General features: G+C 53.8%; 1 protein-coding gene. It reads left to right on the top strand.

The window, feature by feature from the left end; all coding sequences use genetic code 11:
• The first annotated feature begins 23 nt into the window (after positions 1 to 23).
• On the top strand, positions 24 to 26,351 hold the full coding sequence (locus tag EI77_RS10975; protein WP_133795308.1) for an RHS repeat-associated core domain-containing protein: 26,328 nt from the start codon (positions 24 to 26) through the stop codon (positions 26,349 to 26,351).
• Positions 26,352 to 26,368: the final 17 nt, after the last annotated feature.

Here is a 26,368-nt window from a genome sequence, read left to right as displayed (position 1 = left end):
TTGGCCCGGTTGAAAGTCCTGGCATGAGCGTTCCTCCATGGCTGACGGAAGCGCTTTCAGGTGAACAAAACGCGATTGTTTATCAGGCCTGGGCAGACTCCCGAATCGCTCTGAATAAGACCTTCACACGCATCAATGGTGTGGAAGCCCGCCAGCCAGGCTGGGAGATCCGCTATTTCCCTGTGAAAAATCCGATGGCCTACTTTGGAGCAGCCTCCAACGAGGTGCCTCTCACAGATTCCTCGGTCTTGTTTGTCAATGAACCTTATCGCTTTGCCTTTGTTGCCGGACAACAACCTGCGGGCAGTTCAGGGGAAAAAGATGAAATCAAAATCTCGATCTACTCTAAAGCAGATGGAGCATGGATTGATGATGATACCATTGATTTGCCGAATCCTCTGGGGGCCTCCCACCCGGACAAACTTTCAGCGGACTGGGAGAGATTTGGGGAGAATGGCTATCAGCTCAGCCGTGTCAGTACTGTGAACGTGGCAGGGGTCACCACCGGGGTCTTGAAGACCACAATTCAATTTCTGACTGCGAGTTCGGATTGGGAGCAATTTGGGCTGTCCCCACTGCACGGACAAGAAAGCACGGCTTACCCTTTGTTTTTGACCCATGTTGGTCTGGATAAGGATTATGGGGTGATTGTATCCTATAAAGGTAGCGTCTTGGCTGGACAGCGAAACTGGCCTGCTGTTAAACCCCTGACAATAGAGCGACTCTCCACATGGAACGTTTCAGACGATCATCACGCTGGCAGCTGGGTGCAGCACAATGGAAATGTCTATGTTTCCCAACCCCTTATAAAAACTGACCCAGCTCGCATTCCAGGCGCAGCTGGGAATGAAAGCTATTGGAAGAAAGCCGGCCGTTTGTGGACGGGTGGAACCTCATACAACCGTGGCGACCTGGTTTTGTGGTCAGGGCAATGGCATATTGTCACGGATGATATCACCTCCTCAGCGGCAGCTGCCGTTCCTGACATGGTGACGCAACTGGCGCCGATTGGACCATCACGGGTGTGGAAAACTGGAGACAACTATCTGGCCGGCGAATGGGTATGGCACGATGATGGTACCCAAAAACGTTCTTACCGCGCCAAGTCAGATCACACCTCCCTCGTATCAGAGCGCCCGGACTTTGGGGCCAACTGGAGTAGCCGCTGGGAGACAGAAAGCCAGGCACGTATCTATAGCACCGCAGGAAAATACTATCGTTCCGGAGACCTCATCACCACTTTGACCAGTGGCATCACCAAAGTCTATGTGGCAGTCAGCTCGCACACTTCCGGAACCGGTGACCTGACCAATATCGCCCGGTGGAAGGAGCTTCAGGGAGTGACCTACTGGAGCGCTGTGGATACCGAAGGTGTCTTGAACAGGGATCCTGGTTTGCTAGTTTTTGAGGACAATCGCCTTTGGGCCTGTCATTACAGCCACCCTATCGCAGGATCGCAGCGCCCCTCCGTTAGTCCTTATTGGGCCGAGGCTACTCCTGCCACATCGAATTACGCGCCCGTGTACGCCATGGGTTTCGAACAAAAGCCCGTCTGGCGGACCACCCTGCTGGATACACCTGCCTTTCATGGAGTGATCTCACCCTCCACCTATCTGGATAAAACTGCCGCTGAAAAGGCGAGATCGCTGGCACCTGTCTCATTGCCGCTCTCGGCAGTACCGTTCAAGCCGGTGCCAATGAAATCTAACAACGAGAAGTATGTGACTGTTAGCACTGGAAATGGAGGCACAAGAACGGCTGTTTTTTCCGAGCACTATCTCATCAAGCACCTGGAACATAAAATGGCAGTACCAGTTTGTGAGACAAAACCCAAAAGGGTAGATCCCGTTTTGGTGTCGAAATCCACTGAAGCGCTGACTGGCGACGGGGTTATCATGGTATCCAATCATTCTTTCCGACCGCATGGCCCCCAAGAAAGGTATGATTACTATAAGGTTTCGACCGGAAACGGTTACGTTGACAAATGCGGACGTTACAAGTTGATGCCAGCCTATCCTGTTTGCTGGTTCTACATCACGGATTTGTCCACCAAAAAGAGATTCTACTTTACCGTGGAGAATGACTACGAGGAATACAAAGGCATTGACTATGCATTGAAGCGTGTTGGTGACCAAGTTGTCCTTGAACGTTATAATCTGCCTGGAGGCAACTATCTTGAGTCCACCAAAATAATCAATGGTAAATGGACGGGCCCCCTACAGGTGAGTATTTACTTTGAACGTGTCTTCGCAGGTTCGCTCGAGGTGAAGTGGAAGGGCAATACTGTTGTCGTAGGTGCTCAGCAGATGGAAGAGGAAGAGGTTTTGAGCGGTGCGTTTTCTGAATCCACCGTTGTTGGCGACGTGGATGGTGATGGTGTTGATGAATCTAGAGAGCTTTTTGATGGCACGGATCCCAACGACCGATGGAGTGTCGCCAATCCTGTAAACTGGGCCGTTCAGAGAAAAGGCATTGTGACACTGGCATCCGAAGGTGGCGGCGGGCTGTCGTTTCCCGTTAGCGGCGCGGATGCCGTTGGCTCCATCCCGGTTTATGACCGGGGCAAAATGAGCTTCAGGTTTGGGACTGTGAATAAAAATGTCAACGTCGGTCTTACGACAAATCCAAATTCCGGTACTACCGGTGTGAATCAGGCTACGGATGATTCCCAATACGGCTGGAGATACAAATACACGGAGACTTATGGCTGGAAGCTGTATGCCCGTTATCCCAATGCTTCAGGAGTGCCGACCGATGTGCGTTACACGACATCCCCTTACACGGTGGCTTCGGTGTTCAGGCTGGATGTCACCTTAAACGAGGTGCAGTTTATAGTGGATGATGTGGTGAGGCTGACAGTGCCGAGAGCAAATGCGCTGCCGCTCTGGCCTGTAGCTGATTGCATTGTACATTCGGGAGGGCTTCTAGAAGAATGCCGTCTTTATTCCGCCGGAGATGTGGATGCTGATCAGCTGCCCGATGACTGGGAGCAGGGAGTCGCAGGAGCCAACATGGGATTGGACGCCATTCCGTCGGACCGCCTGCTGCGACAGATTAATGAATTTGAAACGACGGGCGATGCTGACGAGGACCTCGCGACTAACCTAGAGGAATACTCGCAGGGAACCTATGCCCAACTCAAGTTCCATGGAAAGATGACTGCTCTGGCGGATGCTCAGACGATAGCCGACGTTCCTGATATTTATATACCTGCAACGGTGTCTTACAGGGCTGCTGTCAAAGTTCTGGAAGACGGGGGAGTCTGGTTCAATCCAGGGAGCGCATTAGATACCAAAGATGAGATGATCGGGTTGGATACCTATGTCTCTTCGTATGAAAGTGTCATCGACTATGGAGTCGCCTTTTTATCTTTGGTAAGTGGAGAGAAACGCTCGGCAGTCGCTTATTATCAAGGAGTCCAGGTAGCCAACCTGGGATACGCCGAGAATAACGTAGACCGTTTCGGGATTGTCCGGAAAGCTGGAAAGGTGACTGTCTGGCGCAATGGTTTGCCGATCTATACCTTCCCGGAAGCTTCCTATGGGCCAGTGAGTGTCAGATGGAAGGCAGAGACTTCTAATTGGGAAAATTCTCGCTACAGCAGTGGCGACATCGACGCAGATGAAGTCAGTGACGTGTGGGAGTTAGCTCATCTAGACATCACGTTGGACTCTGCCCTGAACTCGGTCGACCCTGAGGAGGTCAGCCAAGCTCTTGAGAATTTCCAACCCAGAGATGATGCCGATCAGGATTTGTCTCAAAACCGCCAGGAATATTGGGATGGAACCGACCCCACCAATCCACTGGATCATCTCCGGGAGGTCCAATGGTCTCGGATGCGTAACTCCGATACTCAGCGGGCACGGTCACTTCAGAATACGGACGATCGGTTTTATTCGACTCTGGCTTTTACTAAAACCCAGGCAGGATCGGTGTGGAACCGAGAGGACCAGAACGAATATGGGAAAGCCAATGCCATCTGGACGACTACTACCTCTGTTGGCACCTCCGGCGACAACACGTGGGTGGTCGGCGACTCCGGTTACATTGGCAGATTTGAGGCGACGGCCGAATCTTCCGTGTCAAACTGGACCAAAGAGTCTTCGGGAACCACCCAGCACTTATATGGTATCTGGGGGACGTCCGGAAACAAATTTTGGGCGGTCGGAGCTGGTGGAACCATTCTCCATGCCGCCTCAGCGGGAAGCGCATGGGTGGTGCAGGCTTCGGGGGTTACGAACGATTTAAAAGCTATTTGGGGTAGTTCTGAAAGCGATGTCTGGGCTGTAGGTGGTGAAGGAACGGTGCTACGTTACAATGGAACTTCCTGGCAAAACCTTTCCACTGCGGATACAACTTCGTATACAAGCGTTGCGGGGGGCTCCGGCCACGTTTACCTGCTGAGGGAAGATGGCAGGATTAACCATTGGGATGACAGTGTGAATGTGGGGGAAATACAGGTCCCTGACAGCTCTATTCTATACAATGCGGTGACAGTCTCAGTCAGCACCGGGGAATTGTGGATCGCAGGTGAAAAAGGCAGGATCTGGCGTTTCACCAATGGCCAATGGGAACAGGAAACCACGCCTTTGACGGAGGAGCTTCTTTCCATTTCCTGCGATGCCTCAATGAATGTCTTTGCCGTTGGCCGTAACAACGCCATTTTGCAGCGTTTCATGGCAGACGATGGCGTGTCCTGGAAATCCAGCACGATTGTGACCGGCATCGATTTCACGGGCGTGCATGCTTTGGACTCTGTGCGTGTGGCGATTGTGGGAAGGGCAAACGCTCCTGCATACGTTCTCCGTTATGCCCCTGGATCTGCACCGAGCCTACCAGCTCCGGCGGTGAATGCAGCTGTGGCAGATGCTCAAAGCAGCATTCCTATCAAAGGGGGAGGCTGGTTCAGCTTCCGTTTCGAACAAGGCTCCCATAAAACTGCCGCCGGATTGTCCGCCAAAAATGACAAGTATGACATCACCGACATTAAATATGGGTTTCTGGGCACCGGAACTGACAATACGGCAACTGCTCAAGAATCCGATTCCATCCTGCATATCATCGTCGATGGAGTTGCATTGACCACCTATAGTGGAACTTACAACCACGAAACGCGACTACGGCTACAGGTCGTCGGCAATGAAGTGAGATACTATGTCAACGGAGACATCGTCTATGCGGCTCCTTGTGATCCTGAGGTGCCTCTTTGGGGGGATGCCTGCTTCTATGCAGGTGCAAATGTGATCAATAATGCAGGTGTTGTCGGGGCGCGGATGCAGTCAAATTTTGATCTGGATGCTGACGGTCTTCTGGACTCCTGGGAACGCAGCCCTGAAGGTGGAAACCTTACGGCCTTGGGATTGAATACCGTTGGCGATCTCGATGCTTTTAAACCCGGGCAGGACAACGACAGTTTTACCAATACTTCTGCGACGGTCTTTACAGATGGGGCGGATAACCTGCAGGAGTACCTCTCCGATGGAAATGCCCGCTCTTACTGGATCGGAAGCGCCCGGGACATTCCTTTCCCCGATCCTTTAGTCTCCAACAGCATGACGAAGATCCAGGCTGACGAAAGCGTCTGGTTCCGCATGAGCCCTACCTCCGGGTCTGAGACCGTTGTGGGGCTGAACATGCAGTCACAGACGGCTGCGACAAGTTTCGACTATGCCGTGGTAGGAAAGGGAAATTCAAACTCCAGCGGAACGGCCTACTTCTTTTACAAAGGCGTCTATACAGGCACGGTACTCAAGTTTGAGCGTCCGTACGCGCTGGGTGTCTTCGATCAAAACACAGTCTTTGGCCTGGTGCGCCGGAATAGCGATGTCACGGTCTATAAAGACGATGTCCCGGTTTACACCTTCCCGCTGCGGCAGTCTGCGCCGCTGTTCGTCAATGCGCTCGTGCCGACACCCACGACGACATACCTCCCGATGCTACGTGCTGTTAAAAAAGACCGTGAACTGCTGCCGGAAACCACGGGCGCGGATGAGTCGCTTGCGGACGCTGATGAGTTGCCTGATGCGTGGGAGATGGCTCAGCTAAATAAAGATCCTGTGTCCATACCTGAGGCCGAAGGGACGGCGGCTCCTGACCATGGGGCCGCGCTGGCTGGCTTCAATGACACTACTTTTGATGAAGGCAGCGGGCCTGACCCCGATGGCTTCACGGCCTTACAGGAGTTCCTCCAAGGGACACACGCGAAAGACTTGGTGAGCCGCTCGTTCCCGGTAAGCTGGACCCGGTTGAAGAAAGCGACCGTCAACGCCACGACCGGCTCAGTCGCCAAAACGGGAACCGCCACCTGGGATGGCAGCGCACGAAGCGTGGTCAGCATCGGCACGGGTGAGCCCGCCTGGGACAACAGAGTCAAAGGCAGCATTTATTTTGAACTGGCGGCGGCGGCGACCACCGATCATCAAAAAGAGTTTAAAGTGGGCCTGACCAGCAATCTGGATCCTGCTGCCACAGACGGAGAACAGTTTCTTCTGTGGTTCAAGCCGGGCACGGTCGCAAGCGGAGTTGTCACGGTTCCTGGACGGCTTTTTGTGGTCGATCCGACGACCGATGCCGCAGGGGAAGACCTGGGCGTGTATGCTGACCTCACTGCCGGGGCCAGCCCGCCTGCCATCAGTAAATTCCGGGTGGATGTCGCGGGCCAGGATATCCGCTTTATACGGAACGGAGTCGTCTTCCGGACTGTCAAAAGGACTTCCACAGCTCCGCTGTGGGGAAAGGTGGAACTGAAGACAGTGACCACTGCTATGTCCAAGTGTCTTCTTTATTCCAGCACAGATGAAGATGCGGACGGCATGGCGGACGCATGGGAAGGAACTTATGCGAACACCCAGACCAAGACCTGGCAGGAATTGCGCTCTTCCGCCTCCGATCATTCGAGCTACTGGTCCCTCCTCAGCGGGTTTTCCGCAGAAGCTGATTCCGACCGCCCTTCCGGGCCATCCAATGACACCAACCGCCGGGAATACGCCGTGCGCGCGGATCCCAAGGTGCTTGAGAGTGGCAAAGCAGAGTCCTTTACCTGGACGGGCGGTGTTTCTCCCACCAAGATTTACGGGGATGGTGCTGTCTGGTTCAGATCGGCACCTTTCGTCACGGGCATGCCCATCATGTCGCTCGGTCTCACTGTGGAAAGCGCCTCCACAGCCTATTCGGATATCCAGTTCTCCGTCCGTCTGACTCCGACAGCGACTACCAGCACAGCCACCGTCTGGAAAAAGGGGGGCACTTCAGCGTTAGCTACGCTTGGAGACTACACTCCAGGAGTCACTGAATTCGGATTGGTGCGCCGGGCAGGCGCGATCACCGTCTGGATGGATGGCGCCCCGGTTTATACCTTTGCGGACACCGAGACCTCGCCTCTGTTGGTGGACCACTACATTGCCTCAGGAACGATTGATTCGAGACTTTCTGAATGTGTCATGGTCAATGGGGATGGCGACGAGGACGGTCTGCCAGATGAATGGGAAACCCGCTATGCGAGTGACCTCTCCAAGCTGGGAGGAACTGCTGGAGACGGGATGCCCAAGGACTCCGATGGTGACGGCGTTTCGGATGTCGATGAATTTATTCACGGCACTGATCCTTATGAAGAGGGAGTTGCTGAAAGTGGTGGGCAAGGCAGGCAGTTTTCTCTACCGGTGCAGTGGACTCGACGTAGAGACTGCTATACCAACCCAACCAGCAACATAGGCAATATTAGTGGAGATAGTGGCAACTTAGCGGGCGCTGGGGAGGCCCAGAGCGCCGTCTCCATCAGCGGCGGCAAGTCAGGCGTGTTCTCTTTCAGAGTGATCGCCGTTGAACTCATGGCTGCGGGATTCACAGCAAATAACACCGCTGCGGTCGAAACGGATATCCTTTATGGCTTCTCTTTCCAGGCAAACGGGCAGTTGTGGCTGCGCACCCCGGCCAGTTCGACGGCCTACATTAAAAATAATTGGACCTACAACACTCAATCCCAACTTCAACTGAAGGTCTCGCCGGATGAAGTGAGTTATCTTAAAGACGGGCATGAGATTTATCGAATCCCGCGCGTCGATTCGAAGGATCTTTGGGTGGATCTTTACATTCCTTCGGGTTCGTCAACCGGCATGCCGGAATCCTATCTTTATTCGGAAACGGATTTGGATGGTGACGGCCTTCTTGATGAATGGGAGGCTGGCGAATTGGCTGCCAACATCGAAGAAAGTCCTTTGCCTATCGACAAGCTGCAAAGATTTGAACCCGATGGCAATAACGATGGCATAATGAGAAGCCTTGGAAAATTGCAGTGGCGCTGGCTGCTCTTGGGAAATCCGAAAAACGTAAGTTCTTTAAATTGGGTGGGGCGAAGTTCGTATGGCAGTAGTTTTTCCTGGAATAGTACAAGGACTGGAATGCTCTTTACTACATCAGCGGACTCCCCCTCTTATATGAGTTTTACTGCTGAAATGATCAGCAAGAATAAACTGCTCGGTGATGGTGCCTTTCTCTTCAGCTTTAATAGCGCCAGGGGGACTTATACCGTCGGGCTCAACCAGCTTGAGTCATCCGGGCTGGCCAGTGCGTCTAAAACTGAAGAGGATATCGACTATGGAATTCGTTATGTGGCCGCCAATTCGAGCACACGCACTGCTTATGCCGTTTATCAGGGGGTCGTCCAATCTTCAGGCGGGAATCTGGGTGAGGTGATACCTGCATCATCGACTTCCGCATCTGTGATGGCCATTGTGCGAAAAGAGGGAGAGGTTTCGATTTGGAGGGGAGGCGTCAAATTGTTCACCTTTAGTCAAAAGACTGTTCCGACGGCGGCCATGTATGCCGATACCGCTTTTGATGTGACGGCAGGCGGAACATCGATTTCAGAGTATAAAGCTGGTGTGGCCGAATCATGTTTTGTCCAAGGGCATCTGAATTCATGGGATGTCATTTTGCCTCCGAGTGCAGGTGACGCCAAAGCTGAACCGCTTTCATGGGGATGGCACTGGGCACCGCCGACAGACCCTCCGAGGGCGGATCTGGCGCAGTTTACCAATTATGACAGCAGCGGGATGGCTGTGACATTAGGCGCAGGTCAACAATTTTCTGCATCCTCAGGCGAAGCCCGAAGTGAGCGGAAACTTACCCATGACGGAGCTTTTATCTTCAGTTTTCTGAATCGCTCGGCGGGTTTCATGGTCGGATTAAATACTGTAGATTCCACAGGTATCAGTTCAGCGATGACAGAGGCAGACATTGACTATGGGGTTAAACTGGATGCCAGCGGCATAGCGAAAGTTTATTGGAAGGGCTCGCTGGTCCGTTCGGCTGGCACGACCCAGACCAAGGCTGATCATGCAGCAAATCCAGGGGTGCCTGTCACCGTCTTTGCCCTAATCCGTCAAAGTGGTCAGGTTCAGTTGTGGAAAGATGGTGCTTGCCACCACATCTTTGACGATGCAGACCAGCAGCAGTTTTCGCCTCTTTACGTAGATACGGCATTCGGTGCTGGTAGTCCAGTCAACGGGCCCTATACTGCTGGTCTTTATCAGGCGACGTTGATTGATGATGACAACTCTCTGAATGCTTGGGAGGCCGCTCTTGAAACAAATAGCAATGACGTGAAGAGTGGTCGCGCGTTTCTACCTACATTTCAGATTCGGGGGCCGTCGAATGTAACGTCCACAATCTTGCTAGGAAGTATATCACCAGGTTTTAGCGGAACCTATTCTTCTTATTCCCTGATAGCTGAGACGCGCGAGCGGATTTTACACGATGGTGCTGCTTGGTTTACATTTAGAAGCTGGTGGGGACCTTTAACAGTAGGTTTGAACGCCGGTAGCGGTTCAGGAACCGTTGATGATATCGATTACGGGTTACAGATTGATGGGGGCTATGTCACAGCCTTTTATAAGGGCGTGTCCCAGGCATCAATTGGGGGACATTTGGGCGGGGTAGAGACTTCCTATTACCGCAATGGAACGCTTGGGTTGGTTCGCCGAGATGGAGAAGTGTCGGTATGGCTTTCACGCGAGAAAGGCATCGAGATGCAATATCGCTCCGATTGTGTGAAGCTTTTCACCTTCCCAGAGAAAGAGTATGCTCCCCTGCGCTTTGATACCGCTTTTGGGGCTGGGAGCCTGGGCCCTGGCCTGGGCGCGGGCAATGGCACAGTTAGTGTTCAGTTCGTCCCTGGTAAAGGTGATAAAGACGGGGACATGATGGATGACGATTGGGAGCTGGCCCAGCTTGGGGAAGGCAAAACAATGGATGACATCTGGGAGTTCGATCCTCGTCTTCCGGGGCAATTCGATGATGGTGATGACCGCACGAATCTGCAGGAGTTCCAGCACGGGACAGACGCCAACCCGCTGACAGGGCGGCTGAGTTACGCCTCCCCTGTGAAGTGGGTCCGGTTGAGAAACCCTGCCATGAAAACGGATGATCCGGCCTGGAGCATCCGGAATACAGGCGGTCTAGTGAGCTCGGCTGCCACGCAGGATGCCCAAAGCAACGTGGCCATCCGGACTGGAGGATCGCTGAGCTTCCGTCCCGCGCAGACGGGGAAACGTATTGCTGTTGGGCTGTCCGAGAAGAACCTTTCTGCGACCAAAGCGGATCTTAACTATGGCATTTATCTGAGCACTGATAACTACCAAGTCCAGGTCAATGGAGTGAACGTGGATCCTGCGGTCACTGGGAAATATGACAGCGCCACCTGGTTCCGACTTGAGGTCAGTGAAGGAGAGGTCCGTTACCTCAGGGATGGAGTCTTGATCCATGCTGTGCCGCGTGCCAACAAGGAACCTCTATGGGTGGATACGGCGTTCGAGGATGCCGCCGGGATGATTGAGGAATGCTGGCTCTACTCGAAAGACGATGTGGATGCCGATCAGCTTGTGGATAGTTGGGAAATTGACCTCCACAAGATGAAGTTTCCGCTGATGCCAGGTGCCGCTCTAGACGGTGTGGTGAAAGATGAGACCCGCCTGGCTGAAGTGACACCCGGAACAGTCGCTGCATACACGGATTCATCGAACAATACGTCGGACATTGATGCCGACGGGTCTGCGAATATCGTTGAGTGGGCTCAGGCGACATCGCCTAACACCAATCCGAGCGAGACAACGAGTGATCTTCAGTTTCAGGCTGCAGCAGGAAATCTTGAAAACGTCACCTGGATCTATAATTCAACTCTCTTAACATATTCAGAAACCTCACCGGTCTTGATCCGTAATGCTACCGGGAATGCCTCTGCCTATTCTACCACGCCCCTGAATGGGGACTGCGGGGTTTGGTTCCGCTTTGGTTCAGCCGACAAGGTTCTTTCGGTAGGCCTAAGGAAACAACGTGGAACAGCAGATGCCGCGACGGCTGCGGATGTCGAATTCGGAGTTTATATCGAGGCGGATGGCGATGCCTATGCCTACCATAATGGAGCGTTTTCTGCGGTTGATCGATATTTAGGTAAAGTTGTTGCCGCAGATGCCAGCGGGAACGGTGGGACTCAATGGGGGATCGTGCGCAAGAGCGGTAAGCTGGTGATTTGGAAAGATGGAACTCCTTTCTATGCATTCCCTGAGTTTGAAATGGCTCCTCTGGTCGTAGATACATATTTTTACACTTCACAGGCTAAGCTTGCAGAGTGTAAAATTTGGCGGTCAGATAAAGATGGGGACGGTGTTCCTGATGTCTGGGAGATTGAGAAATTTCTGACCCTTCCGGTGTCTGCTATCTTGGGTGATTCGACTTTCGGCGATGATGATGACCGCAAGATTGTCGAGGAGTTTTATGAGGGGACAGACCCGAAAAGCGCAGATAGCAAATCGACCGGCATGACCTGGGGACGCCTGCGAGGCAAAGCGGAGGCGGGATCCGGAACGACATCCCTATCTGTTCCCGTATCGACAGTCGTCAACACATCAGACGCGCAGAGTATCGTGCCTATTCCTGTTGATGGGAATGTTTCATTCTCCATGGAGCAGTTGGCAGCAGTGACCGTCGGCCTAACGGTCAGCAATGACTCCGCCAAAAAGGACGATGTGGAATATGGCTTTGACCTGCTGCTGAACGGGGATGTCAGCCTGATCGAGCCTGGAAAAGCTGCCTGGACCCTCGGAACATATTCCACCAGCACTATCTTCCGCCTCGGCGTACGTGACGAATGGGTGGATTATTTTGTGGACGGCCTTCTGGTTCACTCGACTCACAAAACAGATCTTGTTTCACCTCTTTGGGTTGATGCCACTTTTGGAGCCACCAGCTCCACCGTCACTGCGGCCATCAAGAGCTGCCGCATTTCAACCGGTTCAGTCGGAACCCCTCCTCATCCACGCCTGGGAGCGACCCTGCATACGTTTGCGTGGCAGCCCGCTGCGGACATTCATGCCACGACCTCTACACCTACACCAGGCCGGTATTTCTGGAGTGAGCATGCAGCCGCTGACAGCGGCTCTCCTGTCCGTCGCCTCGACTACACGCCTGTAGTCATCGCTGATCTGACAAGCGGTTCCAAACGCATCCTGGCGGATGGCGGTGTCTGGTTTAAAGCATCTAGCATCACCGGGAGCACCGCCAACCCTGTGCTGACGGTCGGGCTGAGCGCCAACAACGTTGACCGGACGTTAAATGACATAGACTATGGAATCCACATTGACGCCAGCAGTGTGGCATGGGCATACTACAACGGTAAAAACGCCTCGACAGAAGTATCGAAAGCTCATCTGGGCAAAGTCACTACCGACACTGTTTTCGGTCTTTTCAGAGAAGAAGGCAAGGTCACTGTGTGGATTGGCAGCGCTGGAGATCAGAGCGTTTTCACCCCTTTTTATGAGTTTGAAAAAAGGGAGGACGCCCCTTTGTGTGTGGATGCAGTTCTTTCGGTTAACGCGAAGCTTTCAGAGTGCAAGCTGCAGTATTCGGCCGGCGACTCGGATGGTGACCAGATCCTAGATTTCTGGGAGAAACTTTACTTTGGCTCCATCAACATGACCGATGACGGAGCAGGCCGGGATCAGGATGGTGACGGTGCCACCGACTTCCAGGAATTCCTGGATGGCACTCATCCATACGATGCGTTGAGCCGCACACATCCAGTTCAGTGGGTGCGACATCGTTGGACCACCTCGCCTTCAGCGGGTGTGCTAGTGACGGAGCCGGGCAAGGGAACTGCAGCGGCGGATGCGCAGAGCAGCATCCCAATCACCGGGGACGGCTCTGTCAGCTTCCGTGCAGACCCAGCTGGCATCGGCAAAGTGGAACTCGCTCTTGGATTGACTGTCCAGAACGATAGTGGCACCAAGGAGGACCTTGAGTATTACATCGGCTACGACGCCAAACTAAAACAGGCTGTTTATAAGCATCCAGGTTCAAAGACAACCGTCAGCATGGGCAGCTGGTATAGCGAGACGGTTTTTCGCATTGTTGTGGAAGGTAATCAGGTTCAGTTTTGGAAAGATGGTGAGATGAAAGGAGAGGTTGAGCGTGAAGATGCCAGCCCGCTGTGGGTGGATTGCTCCTTAGTACCTGAGAGCGCTGGAATTAGCTCATGCCGGATTTACTCCAGTGGTGATGTGGATGCAGACGGCATGCTGGATGAGTGGGAAAAATCCGATTTAGGAGGCAACTTGTCCGGAACGCCGACTTACACTCAGTATTTCAACTTCCCGGATAAAGGAGCAGGTGCGGATGCTGACTCTGACGGCCTTACCAACATCCAGGAGTTTGCCTCAAGTTCAAAAGCCAGTGTAAGCGCGCCAGCAGGGGCTAATTCTACCGCTAAATTAACATGGATAGCGCGAGGAACTGAGATCGGAAATGCCACGACAGGAGCCATGGCATTGACGTCATCTTCGTTCAGTTCGGCCTCCTCTGCCTACCAGACCTCAACGCCTGGACAGAAATTGAAGAGTGATGGAGCTCTTTGGTTCAAGGGCTTTGCGCATTCTGGCAGGCTGGTGGTCGGCTTTGATGCCTATGAAAATTCATCCACCCTTACCAGAGCCACCACAGATGTGGACTATGGCGTTTACCTTTTGCCTGATGAGGTCGGTAGCATTGTCACCAGAATTTCAGTGAAAGCACCGGGTACCGGTTACACCAGTTGTCCGGGTGTCACCTTTACTGGAGGTGGAGGCAGCGAAGCTTCAGCCACGACGAGCTTGAAAGCTGTTGGTACTACCACCATCAACTCGGCAGGCACAAACTATGTGGTCGGGGACATTCTAACCTTTCCTGGCGGAACGAGCACGATGCCTACTGCGTTCCGAGTTGATAAAGTAAGCTCGACGAAAGGAATCGTCACGCTCTCTGTTTACAATGGCGGCATTTACACGGTCCCGCCGACGGGATCTGTGGCCCTTAGCGGCGGGACTGGCTCTGGCGCGATTGTCACTGTCAAGTTCGGTGTTGGTGCCGTCATTGTCACCAACAGCGGAAGCGGCTACACATCAGTACCCACGGTGGGGTTCACTGGCGGCGGCGGAACTGGAGCGATAGCCGTGGCCTCTCGGAATAGTGGCGGTGGCCGGGCATGGGCATGTTCTAGAAACAAAGCGGATAGCTTGAACAAGCTGGATCTGAAAAGCCAGACTTACCTGGGAGCCTACACGCCAAACACTCAGTTTGGCCTTGTGCGCAGCAGCGGGAAAATTGGTGTCTGGGTGGACGGTGTGGCGATTCATCAATTCCCTGTTCTTGAAACAGCCAATCTTTTTGCTCAAGCGGTGGCTGTGGACGCTGGCAATGGTTACACGGTCGGCTTGTCTGAGAGCTACTTCGCGCACGGCAATGATGCCGTTTATGATGAGCCGGCAACCGCGACGGTTCTTTACCCTGAGTGGGTAAGGCTGCGTGGTAAGCTGGACCCGACGGAGGGCAAGGACGGACTCGTACGTTCGTCCGGTAAGGGTTGGGATTCAGACGCTCAGTCCAGGCTGGTAATCCCTGAAGGCGGCACTGTAGAATTCAAGGTCGCTCCCGGAGCGATCATGAGCGCAGGCATCACCTCGAGCAATGACAGTCCTGCGGACAGTGACCTCGATTTTGGTTTCCAGACCTCCGCAACTGAGTTCAATGTTGTCGCCAATGGCGTTGAATGGCCAGTTCATGGCACGCTGAACGAAATCTCCCGCCTGGGGTTGAAAATCGACAGCAACATTGTCAATGGGGAGGTGAAAAAGTCCGTCAGCTATCTCCGGGATGGCTACAAGTTCCTGACGGTTGTTGCGCTCACGCCGTCTCCTTCTTACGTCGCTGATGTCTCCGTCTACAGCAACTCCACCAGTGTAGTCAGCAAGGGAGCTCTCTTACGGTCCATCATAACTTCGGAGGTCGATGAGGATAATGACGGGATCCTGAATACTGTGGAGATAGCTGCGGCCGGAACGAATACCACGCTCAGCCCTGAGGAAGATATCGACACGGCAGGGGCTGATGGTGCCACCAATCTTCAAGAAGCTGCAGCTGGAACTGATCCGCTGAACCCACGGAGCGGTAAATTGACCGAAGTTGAGTGGAATGGAAACCGTAGCGAGCATGCGATTTGGGGTGATGGAGCCATGTGGTTCAAAGTTCCGGGGCCTAAGCCCTCGTTCACTATTGGTCTAACAGGCGGCGTTGCTCAGACTGCGGCTAAAACCATTGACTTTGGGATCAATTTCGCAAAGGGAGTGGCGACAGCACACTACCGGGGGGCTGTCTCTGAAGACAAGGTCAAACCTTACCTCACCAGCGACGCTGATAACGCTCCTAATTTCGGGTTGGTGAGACGAGGCGGCAAGGTCACTGTCTGGATGGGGTATCAAAGCAATACTTCACCTACCTACCTTCACTATGCACCCGTCTACACGTTCCCGCAGACCGTGTATGAGCCGTTATGGGTGGCTTCGACGGTGACATCAAGCCTGAATGGCACCCACGCCGTCGAGTATACTTGGTGTGATTCAGACAGCGATGATCTGCCCGATGACTGGGAGCTGAGTCAGGCGAGCAATCTTACCTCTCTTCAAGGTAAGAACGCCATTCCTCCTGCGAACGGGCATTTGATCCGTGATGAGTGGAAAATGGCCATGGGAGCTACTGCTACAGATCTGAATGAGGTTATCCCAGTTTATTGGACGCGTCATCGTCTGACCCGGAGTGGCGGCACCGGCGATGATAACGCAGATGAAGCTGAACGAAAAAGAGGTGGCCTGCGTAAATCGTCCTCAATCCAAGGAGTGATATGGAATAGCGATGCTGAAAGCCTGGCTGCTGTCCCCAAAGATGGTGCTGTGAAGTTCTCCTTCACCCCGGGTGTCGAAGCTGCGGTCGGGTTTAATTTGATCAACCGAACCGCACACTGGAATGATCTGGACTATGGCATAGCCTTGGTCAAATCGACAACTGGCTTCCCGACGATCAGGATCATCGAAAGCGGCAAACAGGTCAATGATTTAGGCACCGCTGCAGACACAGACTGGTATGTCATCCGTCGTGTGGGGACGGTCGTGTCTTATTATCGCAATGGCAGCATCGTCCACCGTGCGGCTGCAGCCAGCAGCGGCTCGCTGCTGGTTGATTGCTCGATCGAATCATCGACTGGTGGCATTTATGACTGCTACACCCTCGGGGCTCTGCTGCCGAACGGTACCGCCTTCAACGGCGGTTCCTCCCAGAGAGATGACTGGAGCCAGTTAGATCATTCGCCAGAACTGCTGCGTCACCCAATTCTGGATGCCTTTGTGGAAGACATGGAAAGTGACCCTTTGCGGCTTGTTAACTTCGTTATTAATGAGATCGAGCTCGCTGATATGGTGGCCTTCAAGGAGAATGGCCGTGTCTATGAACGCTCCTTAAACGATGGTGGCCTAAACCGGAATGCGGTGGGCGTTTTCCAGGAACGCCAGGGCTCTCCAAAGGAGCAATGTGCGTTGTTGGTTTATCTGCTGCGCAAGGCCGGAATCCCGGCCACTTATCTCTTCCCACAAGAGGGAACCATGCATTTGCTCGACAGCACGGTGTCAAATCTTCTGCGCATGCAGGTGCATGGTGTGCCGGATTCCAAAGGGAATGTTTTGCCAGAGAGATTGATCGCTGTGAGCTATCCCTATGTCGCCGCCTACATTGAAGATGAATGGGTATCCGTTTTCCCATGGCTGAAGGACATGGAGGTCAAAGAAGGACGTGACCTGTGGGAGGTGTATCAGCACCCAGAGGAGCCGACAGACGGAGAGACCCCTGCTCGTAAGGCAATCAATTCACCGCTTACCTGGGTCAAGGCCTATCTGGCGCGCGACAATCGCATCTACGACGATGCCGCAATCAAGGAAAGCCCACTTGAGACGCTGGAACGGAAAGCTGGGGAGTTTCTGGCTTCTAAGCCTGAGTTCCGGGCTATGAGGCTGGGAGACTTTGGATACACCAGCCGTTTGAGGAAGCATCATTACTCTGATTGGACCGACCTTCCTCGGCCATTCCTGAGTTATGAAACCGCGATTGCTAGTGGTCTTACCAGCTCGACTGTCAGTAACGGTGTGATTTCGGCGGTTAATTCGGCAGAACGGACGGTGACCATTGAGGTGGCCTGTTTGGATCCAAATTCAGAGCCAATTGCTGGTGTGACCGCGCCCGAGACCAGGAATGAAAATCCTCTGGGTAAATTTGCTGTGGGGCAGGTTGTCGTTCCGGTTTCGCCGGATGGGCTGTCGGTCACGGGTGAAAACCTGCCCGTTGTCATCCAGACCTTGCACCGAACTAAAAATACGACGGACGACACATTGACCTATACCGCCAAATTGGGTGGCACTGCTTCGATGGACCTTTTTGCCATTGGGCATCGCATCCGGCGTTCGGGAGATGAACATCTTCTTCTCCCACGGGTTGTTGAGTCGTACAAAGATGTCGGAGGTCTCTTTGACCAAATGACTTTTGAAATCCGTGCACACTACGCGCGGGCGGCTGCTCCTCTTGTGATGGACGCACTTCTAGCCATCAACACAGAAGACGATGGCGACATTGAACTGGTGTTTTCCAAAGCCACCGCGTTCAAAGTCGGAGATCTGATTGCCCAGGTCGATGAGGATGGTCTTGAGATCGGTGGGCTGGTGAACAGTCTTTCGGTCACTCTAGACGACGACCAGCAGCCATCGGACGGAACACGCCGCGCGACTATCAAGAGTATCTCTGGAAACTCGGTCATTATTGACGCCAGCGAATCGAAAGCCGGATTTACTCTTGGCAAGCGGTTTACCAGGCTCGCCCTCCGTCTTGGCGAGCTGGGGCCGTTTAATGTTTCCGACCTGCATAACAGGAGTTTTTGGTTTGATAACAAGGCCAACGGGGTCACCGCCCATCTTCATCAGTTCCGGCCCGGGTATACGCAAGGTAACTTCAACCGTAACCGCACCAGTACTTTTAACGGCCAACTCGGCTTTGCCTACAATCTGGACTATGTGGATCCCTATTATATCGATAAAGGTGCCCGCACAGACTCTTTCCTGCTGGGTGCACAGCACAAGGTCTTCAGCAGTTCCAAAGCGACGTTTTACAGCCTGCGTGTCGCTACAGAGCGGCATCGTAGCTGGGCAGGCTCTCCTGCCCAATCCCAACCGGAAAGCTATCTGGGAATCCGTGAGGTTCTGCAAGAATCGCAGACTGTAGAATATCCTCTCGATACGCTTTCAGCATTCTGCCTGAATGTGGGGCGCGTCAGCCAGCGCATGCAACGTGCGAATGAAGACCAATTCTGGTATGACCGGAAAACAAACGGTGATGAAGGTACGACGGTGAGCGTGGTCCACCAAATGGGAATGACCTATCATCAGCGGATGGCGGATTCTCTGCGTCGGATATCGGAACTTTTCAAGCTGTCTCCGGCCACTTTCCGTAACTGGGGCTGTGCGCAGCTCCGTCAGGATCCTGAGACGAAGAAACGCAGCCTTCCGGCTTTGGACATCTTCTCAAGCCGCACGGCCTTTGCTGGGGCCTGGGATCTGCGTCCAGACTCGGGAGGACGCGGACGTATGATCGCCGCAGAAGCAGCTGCGTTTATCAATCTTGAGCAGTCGGCTCTGGAGCACATTACCATTGACCGGTACTATCCGAAAGATGACACAGATGCGATCTCGACGATCAACCTTCTGCACCGTCAACTAAGAGACGAAAATGCCCTTGAAACACCGGTGATCGCCCTGACTGCGGCAAATTATGCGGCTGCTGGGGAGGTGGAATACACCCACGTCAATCCGAAAGGCGGGTTGAATCCCGTGGCAACCCGTAAGTTAAAGGATTGGAATCCCCGGCAGTGGCAGATGGTCGTGAATTCGATGACGAGTGGAACTTATGGCGATCCAAGCTTCGTCACCGCTTATGTGACACCCGGAAAGGTCAACGGGGCCAATAATACCTGGAGCGGCACAGCTGCGTTCATCCTGGGCCCCAACGCGGCAAGCGCAACAGGCGGCGTGGGTTTGAATTTTGCAAGTGGCTCGGACGTTGATTACTCAGGCTTAATGATGGCAGATGTAGGTGGCTACTCAGCATTCGATACTTCCTGGCTAAGCAGTCGCAATGACAGCCTGTTCGGCTGGGACATGGCCAGGAACTGGAGAAGTTCTACTTTTGGGTTTAGCGATTACTGGCAGAGCATTGGTGGAAGCCTCTATGACTTTGCGCCCTCGGATATCAGTGGATTGTACAGCTATGGACGCTATGCCGACATGCTAGGTTTTGACTTGAAGGAGCTGTCACTCGCCTCCATCAACGGCGGGGACCTCGGAAACCAAAATACTGTCATGCAGCCGACGGTGGCTGATCCCGTCAACAGCATGACAGGGGCCTTTTATGTGGATGCGGTGGATCTGACCTTGCCAGGGGCTCTGCCTCTGCAAATCCGGCGGCATTATTCTTCTCTCAATGAGGCGCATAACATGATGGGCTATGGCTGGTTGTTCTTCATGATGCCTTATTTGCAAACGAACACCGAAGGCGATAAATCCTTCATGGGAGCGGAAATGGACGGGACCGTCCTGAAGTATACACCGGTTGCGGGTTCTGGTTCAAATCCCACCAAGTGGGAAGTGACATGGAAGGACAATCCTGAACTCGTCAATACTGACGGTCGTGGCCTGCAGCACAACACGATAACTAAGAAAAAGGTCGGGACAGAGACGATCTATGAACTCACTTCCCGCAATGGCAGCGTCCGCGAATATAAAATGAGGCAGTTCGCGGTCGATAATTCCATCAAAAGAGAGAGGCCTTATCTCCATAGATGGATGGACCATGCCGGTAACTATCTTGAATTCAGCTACTACGAGTCAGCATTCTATCCGGAATTTGGCCAAATTCGTACCATTAAAAGCAGCAGCGGACAGGCGGTCACTTTTTATTACGACGGCCATGCCCAAGTGACAGAAATCGTCTCCACGGACGGCCGGGCGGTCAAATACACCTACAGCCAATACGGGGATTTAGAGAAAGTGGAGAGACCCGACGGTTCCGTCTTCCGATATTCCTACCAGTTAAAGGAGGAAACCGATGAAAACGGCAAAAAAGGAACTTATTCCACCCACATGATTGACCGTGAGTTCTTCCCAGAAGGACGGACGGTGTCCAATGAATATGATGACCTCCGTCGTGTGATTGTGCAGAGGAGCACCGCAGGCAGGCTTGGCGGCGCTGCGCCGACGGTGAATTTCACGGTTGTTTCAGAAACGAAGGCCACTCCGAAGGTTTCGAAAACCTATACCGTCTATGATTCCTCAAGGGCTGGCGAGCCTGTTCAGGAGTCCTACGACGAGGTCATCACGGCGGTTTTTGACTACAGCGCTATGGACCGGTATAGGGCCAGTTACGACTCATCGGGAACTCCAGATTATTCGATCGATAAGGAAAATGGCCAATTTTATCATGGCATTACCAAGGTTTATGATGCCTACGGGCGCGCCAGAACTTATACCTACAAGTATAACTTCATGACCAACATGAGGGATGCAAACGGTTATGAACAAAGCTGGTCGGAGTACAGCGCTGGAGAGACTCACGGCTACGCGCGCAGCACCAAGGAGGCAGTGGACTCCAAAGGTCTTAAAAACACCTTTGAGTATGATGCCCGGGGCAATGTCAAAAAGACCACCATGACGGGAGATCTTGATGGCCTGGATGGCACCGAAAGCCTGAGCACACAGACCACCTATCTGCAACTTTCCGACATTCCTTCCAGACATCAGTCAAAAACGGGTCTTCTGGATCTGCCGAAAACGATTACCATGGTGGTGCCGAATACAGGTATGGAAGGTTCCCCTGCCGTGACCATGAAGACGGATTATATCTATAATGGGGAGGACGATGAAGTGGACTATCCCTATTTGCCAAGTGTCATCACCCAGTCTGCCGAAGCAGCAGGCGGTGTCTATGCAGTTCTTGGACAAACCAAAAACATCTACGCCGACGCAGGCTACGATACACGTCCCTTTGCCAACGGAGTGCTGACCGATATCTATGTTGGCAAGGAAGTTTCAGGGACCCCGGACTTTGCCCACACCAAATTTGAATACACCACAAAGGGGCTGAAAACCCGGCAAATTCAATACAGCGGCGTCACAGCTGTTCCGGATGTGGAGACCACTTTTGTCTATAACAACCGTCATGAATTGATTTGGCAGAAGGATGCTGCCGGGCGGAAGACGGTTTATGCCTATGATGACATGGGGCGCCAGATCTGGGAGGAGCGTCTAGACGCCAACGGCAGACAGGTGGCCTGGAACTACACCTACTACAACCTGAACGGGGAAGTGGAGTGGACGGACGGGTCACGTTCCAATCCGGAGGATTATACCTTCACGCGTTATGACGGCATGGGCCGTGCCGTCGAGCAGACAAGCTGGCGAAGCCGTGCGAAGGAGGATGGTTCTGGCGTGGAGGCAGTGCCAGGTGCTGACTTATTTGCGGTAGTGACCAACGAATACAATTTGTTCGGCGACCTCGTCAAAGCCACGGACCCACGCGGGAACTATAGCGAGTCGAAGTATGACCGGATGGGACGTGTCATTGAATCGCGAGCTTTTGCAAAGGGATCGGCAGAACCGTTAAGCCAGCAAACCACACAATATCTGGCATACCGTGTCAACAAAACTTCAGGAGCGGTGGCGGACGATGCCATATCCTCTATGGATTTTAATCCGGTAACTGAGACAGATTATTACCTGCGGGAGGCGGGTGTCCGCATCCAGGATGCTGCGGGCGCAACCACAGAAACGGGGACAACCGCAACAGGTAAGCCCTACTACGTCATAGGAGCCAATGGCATTAAATTGGGAACCACCTATTTCTACGACGGGAGAGTGGCCGTACAAGAATTGACTCCAGGTACTTGGGCAGAGTTTTCCTACAACGATCCGGCGAACACCGTGACCAAAACCATCCGCAGTGCGGATTCGGCCGAACCTCTCGGCACTGAAGTTACCAAGACCAACTCCCGTGGCCAGGTTGTGTTGAGCAAGGACATCGCGGGTTATCAGACCACGACTAGCTACGACAAAATCGGCCGACCGTTGATGGTAAGCCAGCCTCACAGTCCTGGAGGTCCGGTCCATGCTGCCGTCCACCACATCTATGACCCTGAAGCGAAAAAGACCACGAGCTACCGTCCGGCCGCAACGGCAGGTAACGTGGAAGTGACGGAGACGTTACTGGATGCTCTGGGTAGGCCGACGGTCACGACGGTGTTCTCCGCTCCCTCCCCGGGATCTGGAGCCTTCGTGCCGACGGCCGGAACCGTCAGGCGTTCCCGGACGGAATACGATCCTTTGCAGAATTGGACCCGCACCTATCAGGGAGAAGCCGGATCTGAAAGGCTCTTGGGGACGACCTATACCGATGTCAGTGGTAAAACCGTCCTCAGTCTGCCTAACGGCGGCGGAATGGCGAGGACAGTCTATGACGCGGCTGGAAACCCTGTCGAAGTCATCAGCAAAGGTCAAATGGGTATCCAGGACGAGGTGACCAGCGAGCTTGTCACCAGGATGACTTACGATGCGCTAAACCGCGTCGTTCAGACCGAGTTGCCGGACCTCAAGACCAGCAGCTACCACTACGGTTTCATCGACGCCAATGAAATGGTGGTTGAGGCGTCGAGCGGATCCCGCAGCGGCATGTTCACTGCCTACACCATGCCCGGGGGGCTCACCCAGGTCAGCCTGACTGACCTGGCCGGGCGTCCGACGGCAAGCTACCTGAAAGCTGCACCGCCCGCATTTGCGGCCGGTTCACAGCTTCAGGCGGTGGCGAATACAGACACCCAGAGGCTGCGGACGCAGAGCTATTACAGCTCCACTGAGCCGCATGCCTGGGCAGGAGCCCTGGATGTGGAAACGCAATATCAGGACGCCTCTTCATCCAACCCGCTTACTCATAAGTTCAGCTACGATGACTTCGGGCGGATCTCGCTTTATTCCTGCTCAGGCATTGAGAGCAGCCGCAATATCGCTCGTGAGTACGCTCAGTACGACGCCCGTGGCATGGCCCGGACCGTCATTGAAACGGTCGGTGGCACAGCAACCCACAGCACCAGAACCGTCTCCGGCGGGATCAGCACGACGCTAGAACGTACGTTCGACAGCCACGGCCGCATCGGAAAGGAAGAGGTTTTTGCAGGTGCCGAGAAAGTCAGCAGCCTGGAGAATGTCTATGATGAAAAGAGCGGCCGCCGTTCGGCCCTTCAAGTGCCATTGACCGCTAAAGCCGGTCTTGAGGTTAGCCATGGGGGGGCTTATACCTTTAATTGGGGCGCAGATAGCAGGCTTTCAAAGATCGGCTCGGCTGGAAAGGACTTCGAGTTTTTCTATGAGGCAGACGGTCTCCTGAAGCAGAAAACGAATCCTTGGCGGATCCAGGACATCACCCAGCGTGACGGACGGGGGCGCATCGAAGAGATTGTCACCCAGTCCCGAAACGGAACGGTCGCTTCTGCCATGTTTAGAGAGGCTCTCAGCTGGACCGATGATGATCGGCAGAAGAAGTATGAAGCCTGGAGAGAGGATGTCGGAGATGGCATGCCTGCCTGGAAGGACACCCGGGATTACCAGTATGACAAACGTCGCCGCCTCTTGAGTGAAGGATATTCGGAGATGCCGTTGCGCGGGGCGGTAGCAGCCCTCCCCGGTGATTACCTCGCCGGAACTTCGAGGCTTCTTCTTCATGAGTTTGATGCCACAGGGCTGGGTATCCGGACACGATCCAAGGTGCAGGCACCCGGGACTTATGAAGTGGCTACCGCTCACAACACCGTCGGCAGCCCTTCCATCAACGGCTTCGCCCGCGTCCTGAATGAGTCTGGCAATGATGCCTGGCGGATGGAGGCGGCCGAAGGCACCACAAGTGTGAGTCCGGACATGGTGGAGCTCGATCTCGCTCGTGCGGGGGAAGGCTTCCCTGATTCCCTCCGTGTGCAGGTGTCACCGGTCAATCTTAAGACCACACCTCCGGAGTGGGACGCCATCATGAGGCTCAGGCCCTCCGAGCTTGATTACCAGTTGCGGGCTCAGGCCACGATGGCCTTGCCAAACCAGCAGGTTTCTACCGCGCAGGATATGCAGGCATTCGCGATCCCTCGTGAGGTGGAGCCGGAGAAAATTGAGAAAATTGAGACCAGCTACAATGCCGAAGGTCTGGTGACCAGCCGCACGTTCAGAGTCGGCAGCACAGAGACCCGTATCCAAAACCTCACCTGGGATTATGCTGGCCGTCTCGTACAAGTCGTGGAAACCCAGCATGCCCGCATCGGTGTGACCGGGGATGTCGCCAAGGGGTACGTTTGGGAGGCCTGGTATGATGCCCTGGGGCGTCGAATCCAGACGGAGATCACTCAAAAGGTGGCGGGCAGTCTGGTGACCGGCACCACTCAGCAGGAGCGCAGTTGGTATGATCCGCTTCATGAATTCCTGGAAGTGGCTGTGGAACGCTTGAGTAACTCCACGACCAGCAGCGATCTGAGCCGGCAGGAGCGTCTCTGGAAAGTCCACGGACCCGACAGCAGCGGCAGTTATGGTGGTCATAACGGCATCGGCGGCATGGAGGCATTGCTGGATGATACCACCGGTCTCTGGACGGCCCTGGTCGAAGATCTTTACGGCAACATCGTCGGCCAGATCGAGCAGAAAACGACGGCCGTCACCACCGTGTCCTGGCAGACTACCCAGTGCACCGGTTATGGCCCTGCGCCTGGCTCGCTGACCACCACCTACACCGGCTTTGTCATCGGTTCGCTGGCTGAATCCACTGTCTGGCGTGGACGTCGCATGGACGTCACGGGCTTCTATTACCTCGGCGCCCGTTATTACGAGCCGGGCAGCGGTCGTTTCCTGTCCCCTGATCCCGCAGGCCACGGAGCCAGCATGTCCCTCTATGACTATGCCGGGGGAGATCCTGTGAATTTTATGGACCCGGATGGGCGGATGCAGCAGGAAATCAATCGGGCAGAATCATTCTACCATCAGTATGAGATGTCGCAGATGAACAGGTTTCAGCTGAATGATAGCATGAACCAACATATCATTCGGTATGGTGGTGGTGCGGTGCATACGCCAGCAAGCATCATGAAGCAGACAGGTGTTGGTGGCTCTCAGTTAGGAATACCGAATGAATCAAACATATTCAGTACAACGGCGTATAATCTTTCGGAAGAAATGGGGACCGAGCATCCTCTGACGATTGCCACAGCCGCAGCCTATAAAAGAAACGGGCAAGAAGCATTAGGAGTTCTGGCGGACATGGGACTGATGTCGCGCCGCGAACGCAATATTCGGGCAACTGTCGGAATACTGGAGACAGGAGTGCTGGCCGCGGAGACAGCCAAGGATCTTGCCTTGAATCTATATGGCTTAGGAGCGCTCAGGACGGCTGCTTTGGCCCCGTTAAGATCCGAATTGTCCAGCGCTGGAAGACTCCGCTATCAAAACGGTGATCAGGTTATTTCTGGGTACGGACGCTCGAATTGGGGATATGATAGAACATCCATCCAAACACAGCTTGCAGATGTTATTGATACCAAATTCGCCAAGCAAATCGATCCAAATGCTCTAGTTGGGTATCGAGGGAGTCTTGCACGTGGGACAACGGTGAAGGGAGCAGATTTCAACAGGTTTGACTTTGATGTTGACGCATTTATTGTCAGCGATCAGATGGCCAAGGCCTGGAAAGGCAATGTCAGACAACGTTGGGGCACTAAAATTGACGGCGTTCGTGCTGCACAGAGACAATTCGACGAGACACTAAGGAGCCTTCCTGAGTTTCAAGGTTTGCGCCCAGAGTTTTTTAGATTCAGGATTTATACTCACGATGAAATCAGAAAACAATTACTCAGGGGAGACTCCCAAATCTTTTTTCTCGACTAATGCTCCGGATGGAGGAA

Origin of the sequence: Prosthecobacter fusiformis (genome assembly GCF_004364345.1) — a bacterium.
GTDB classification, from domain to species: domain Bacteria; phylum Verrucomicrobiota; class Verrucomicrobiia; order Verrucomicrobiales; family Verrucomicrobiaceae; genus Prosthecobacter; species Prosthecobacter fusiformis.
The sequence above is the reverse complement of the archived record's forward strand: the minus strand, read 5'-3'. Positions and strand labels throughout refer to the sequence as shown.

What these genes read in the sequence shown, in the direction of transcription:
- EI77_RS10975 (WP_133795308.1), top strand. Translation starts at nt 24, where the DNA reads ATGAGCGTTCCTCCATGGCTGACGGAAGCGCTTTCAGGTGAACAAAAC.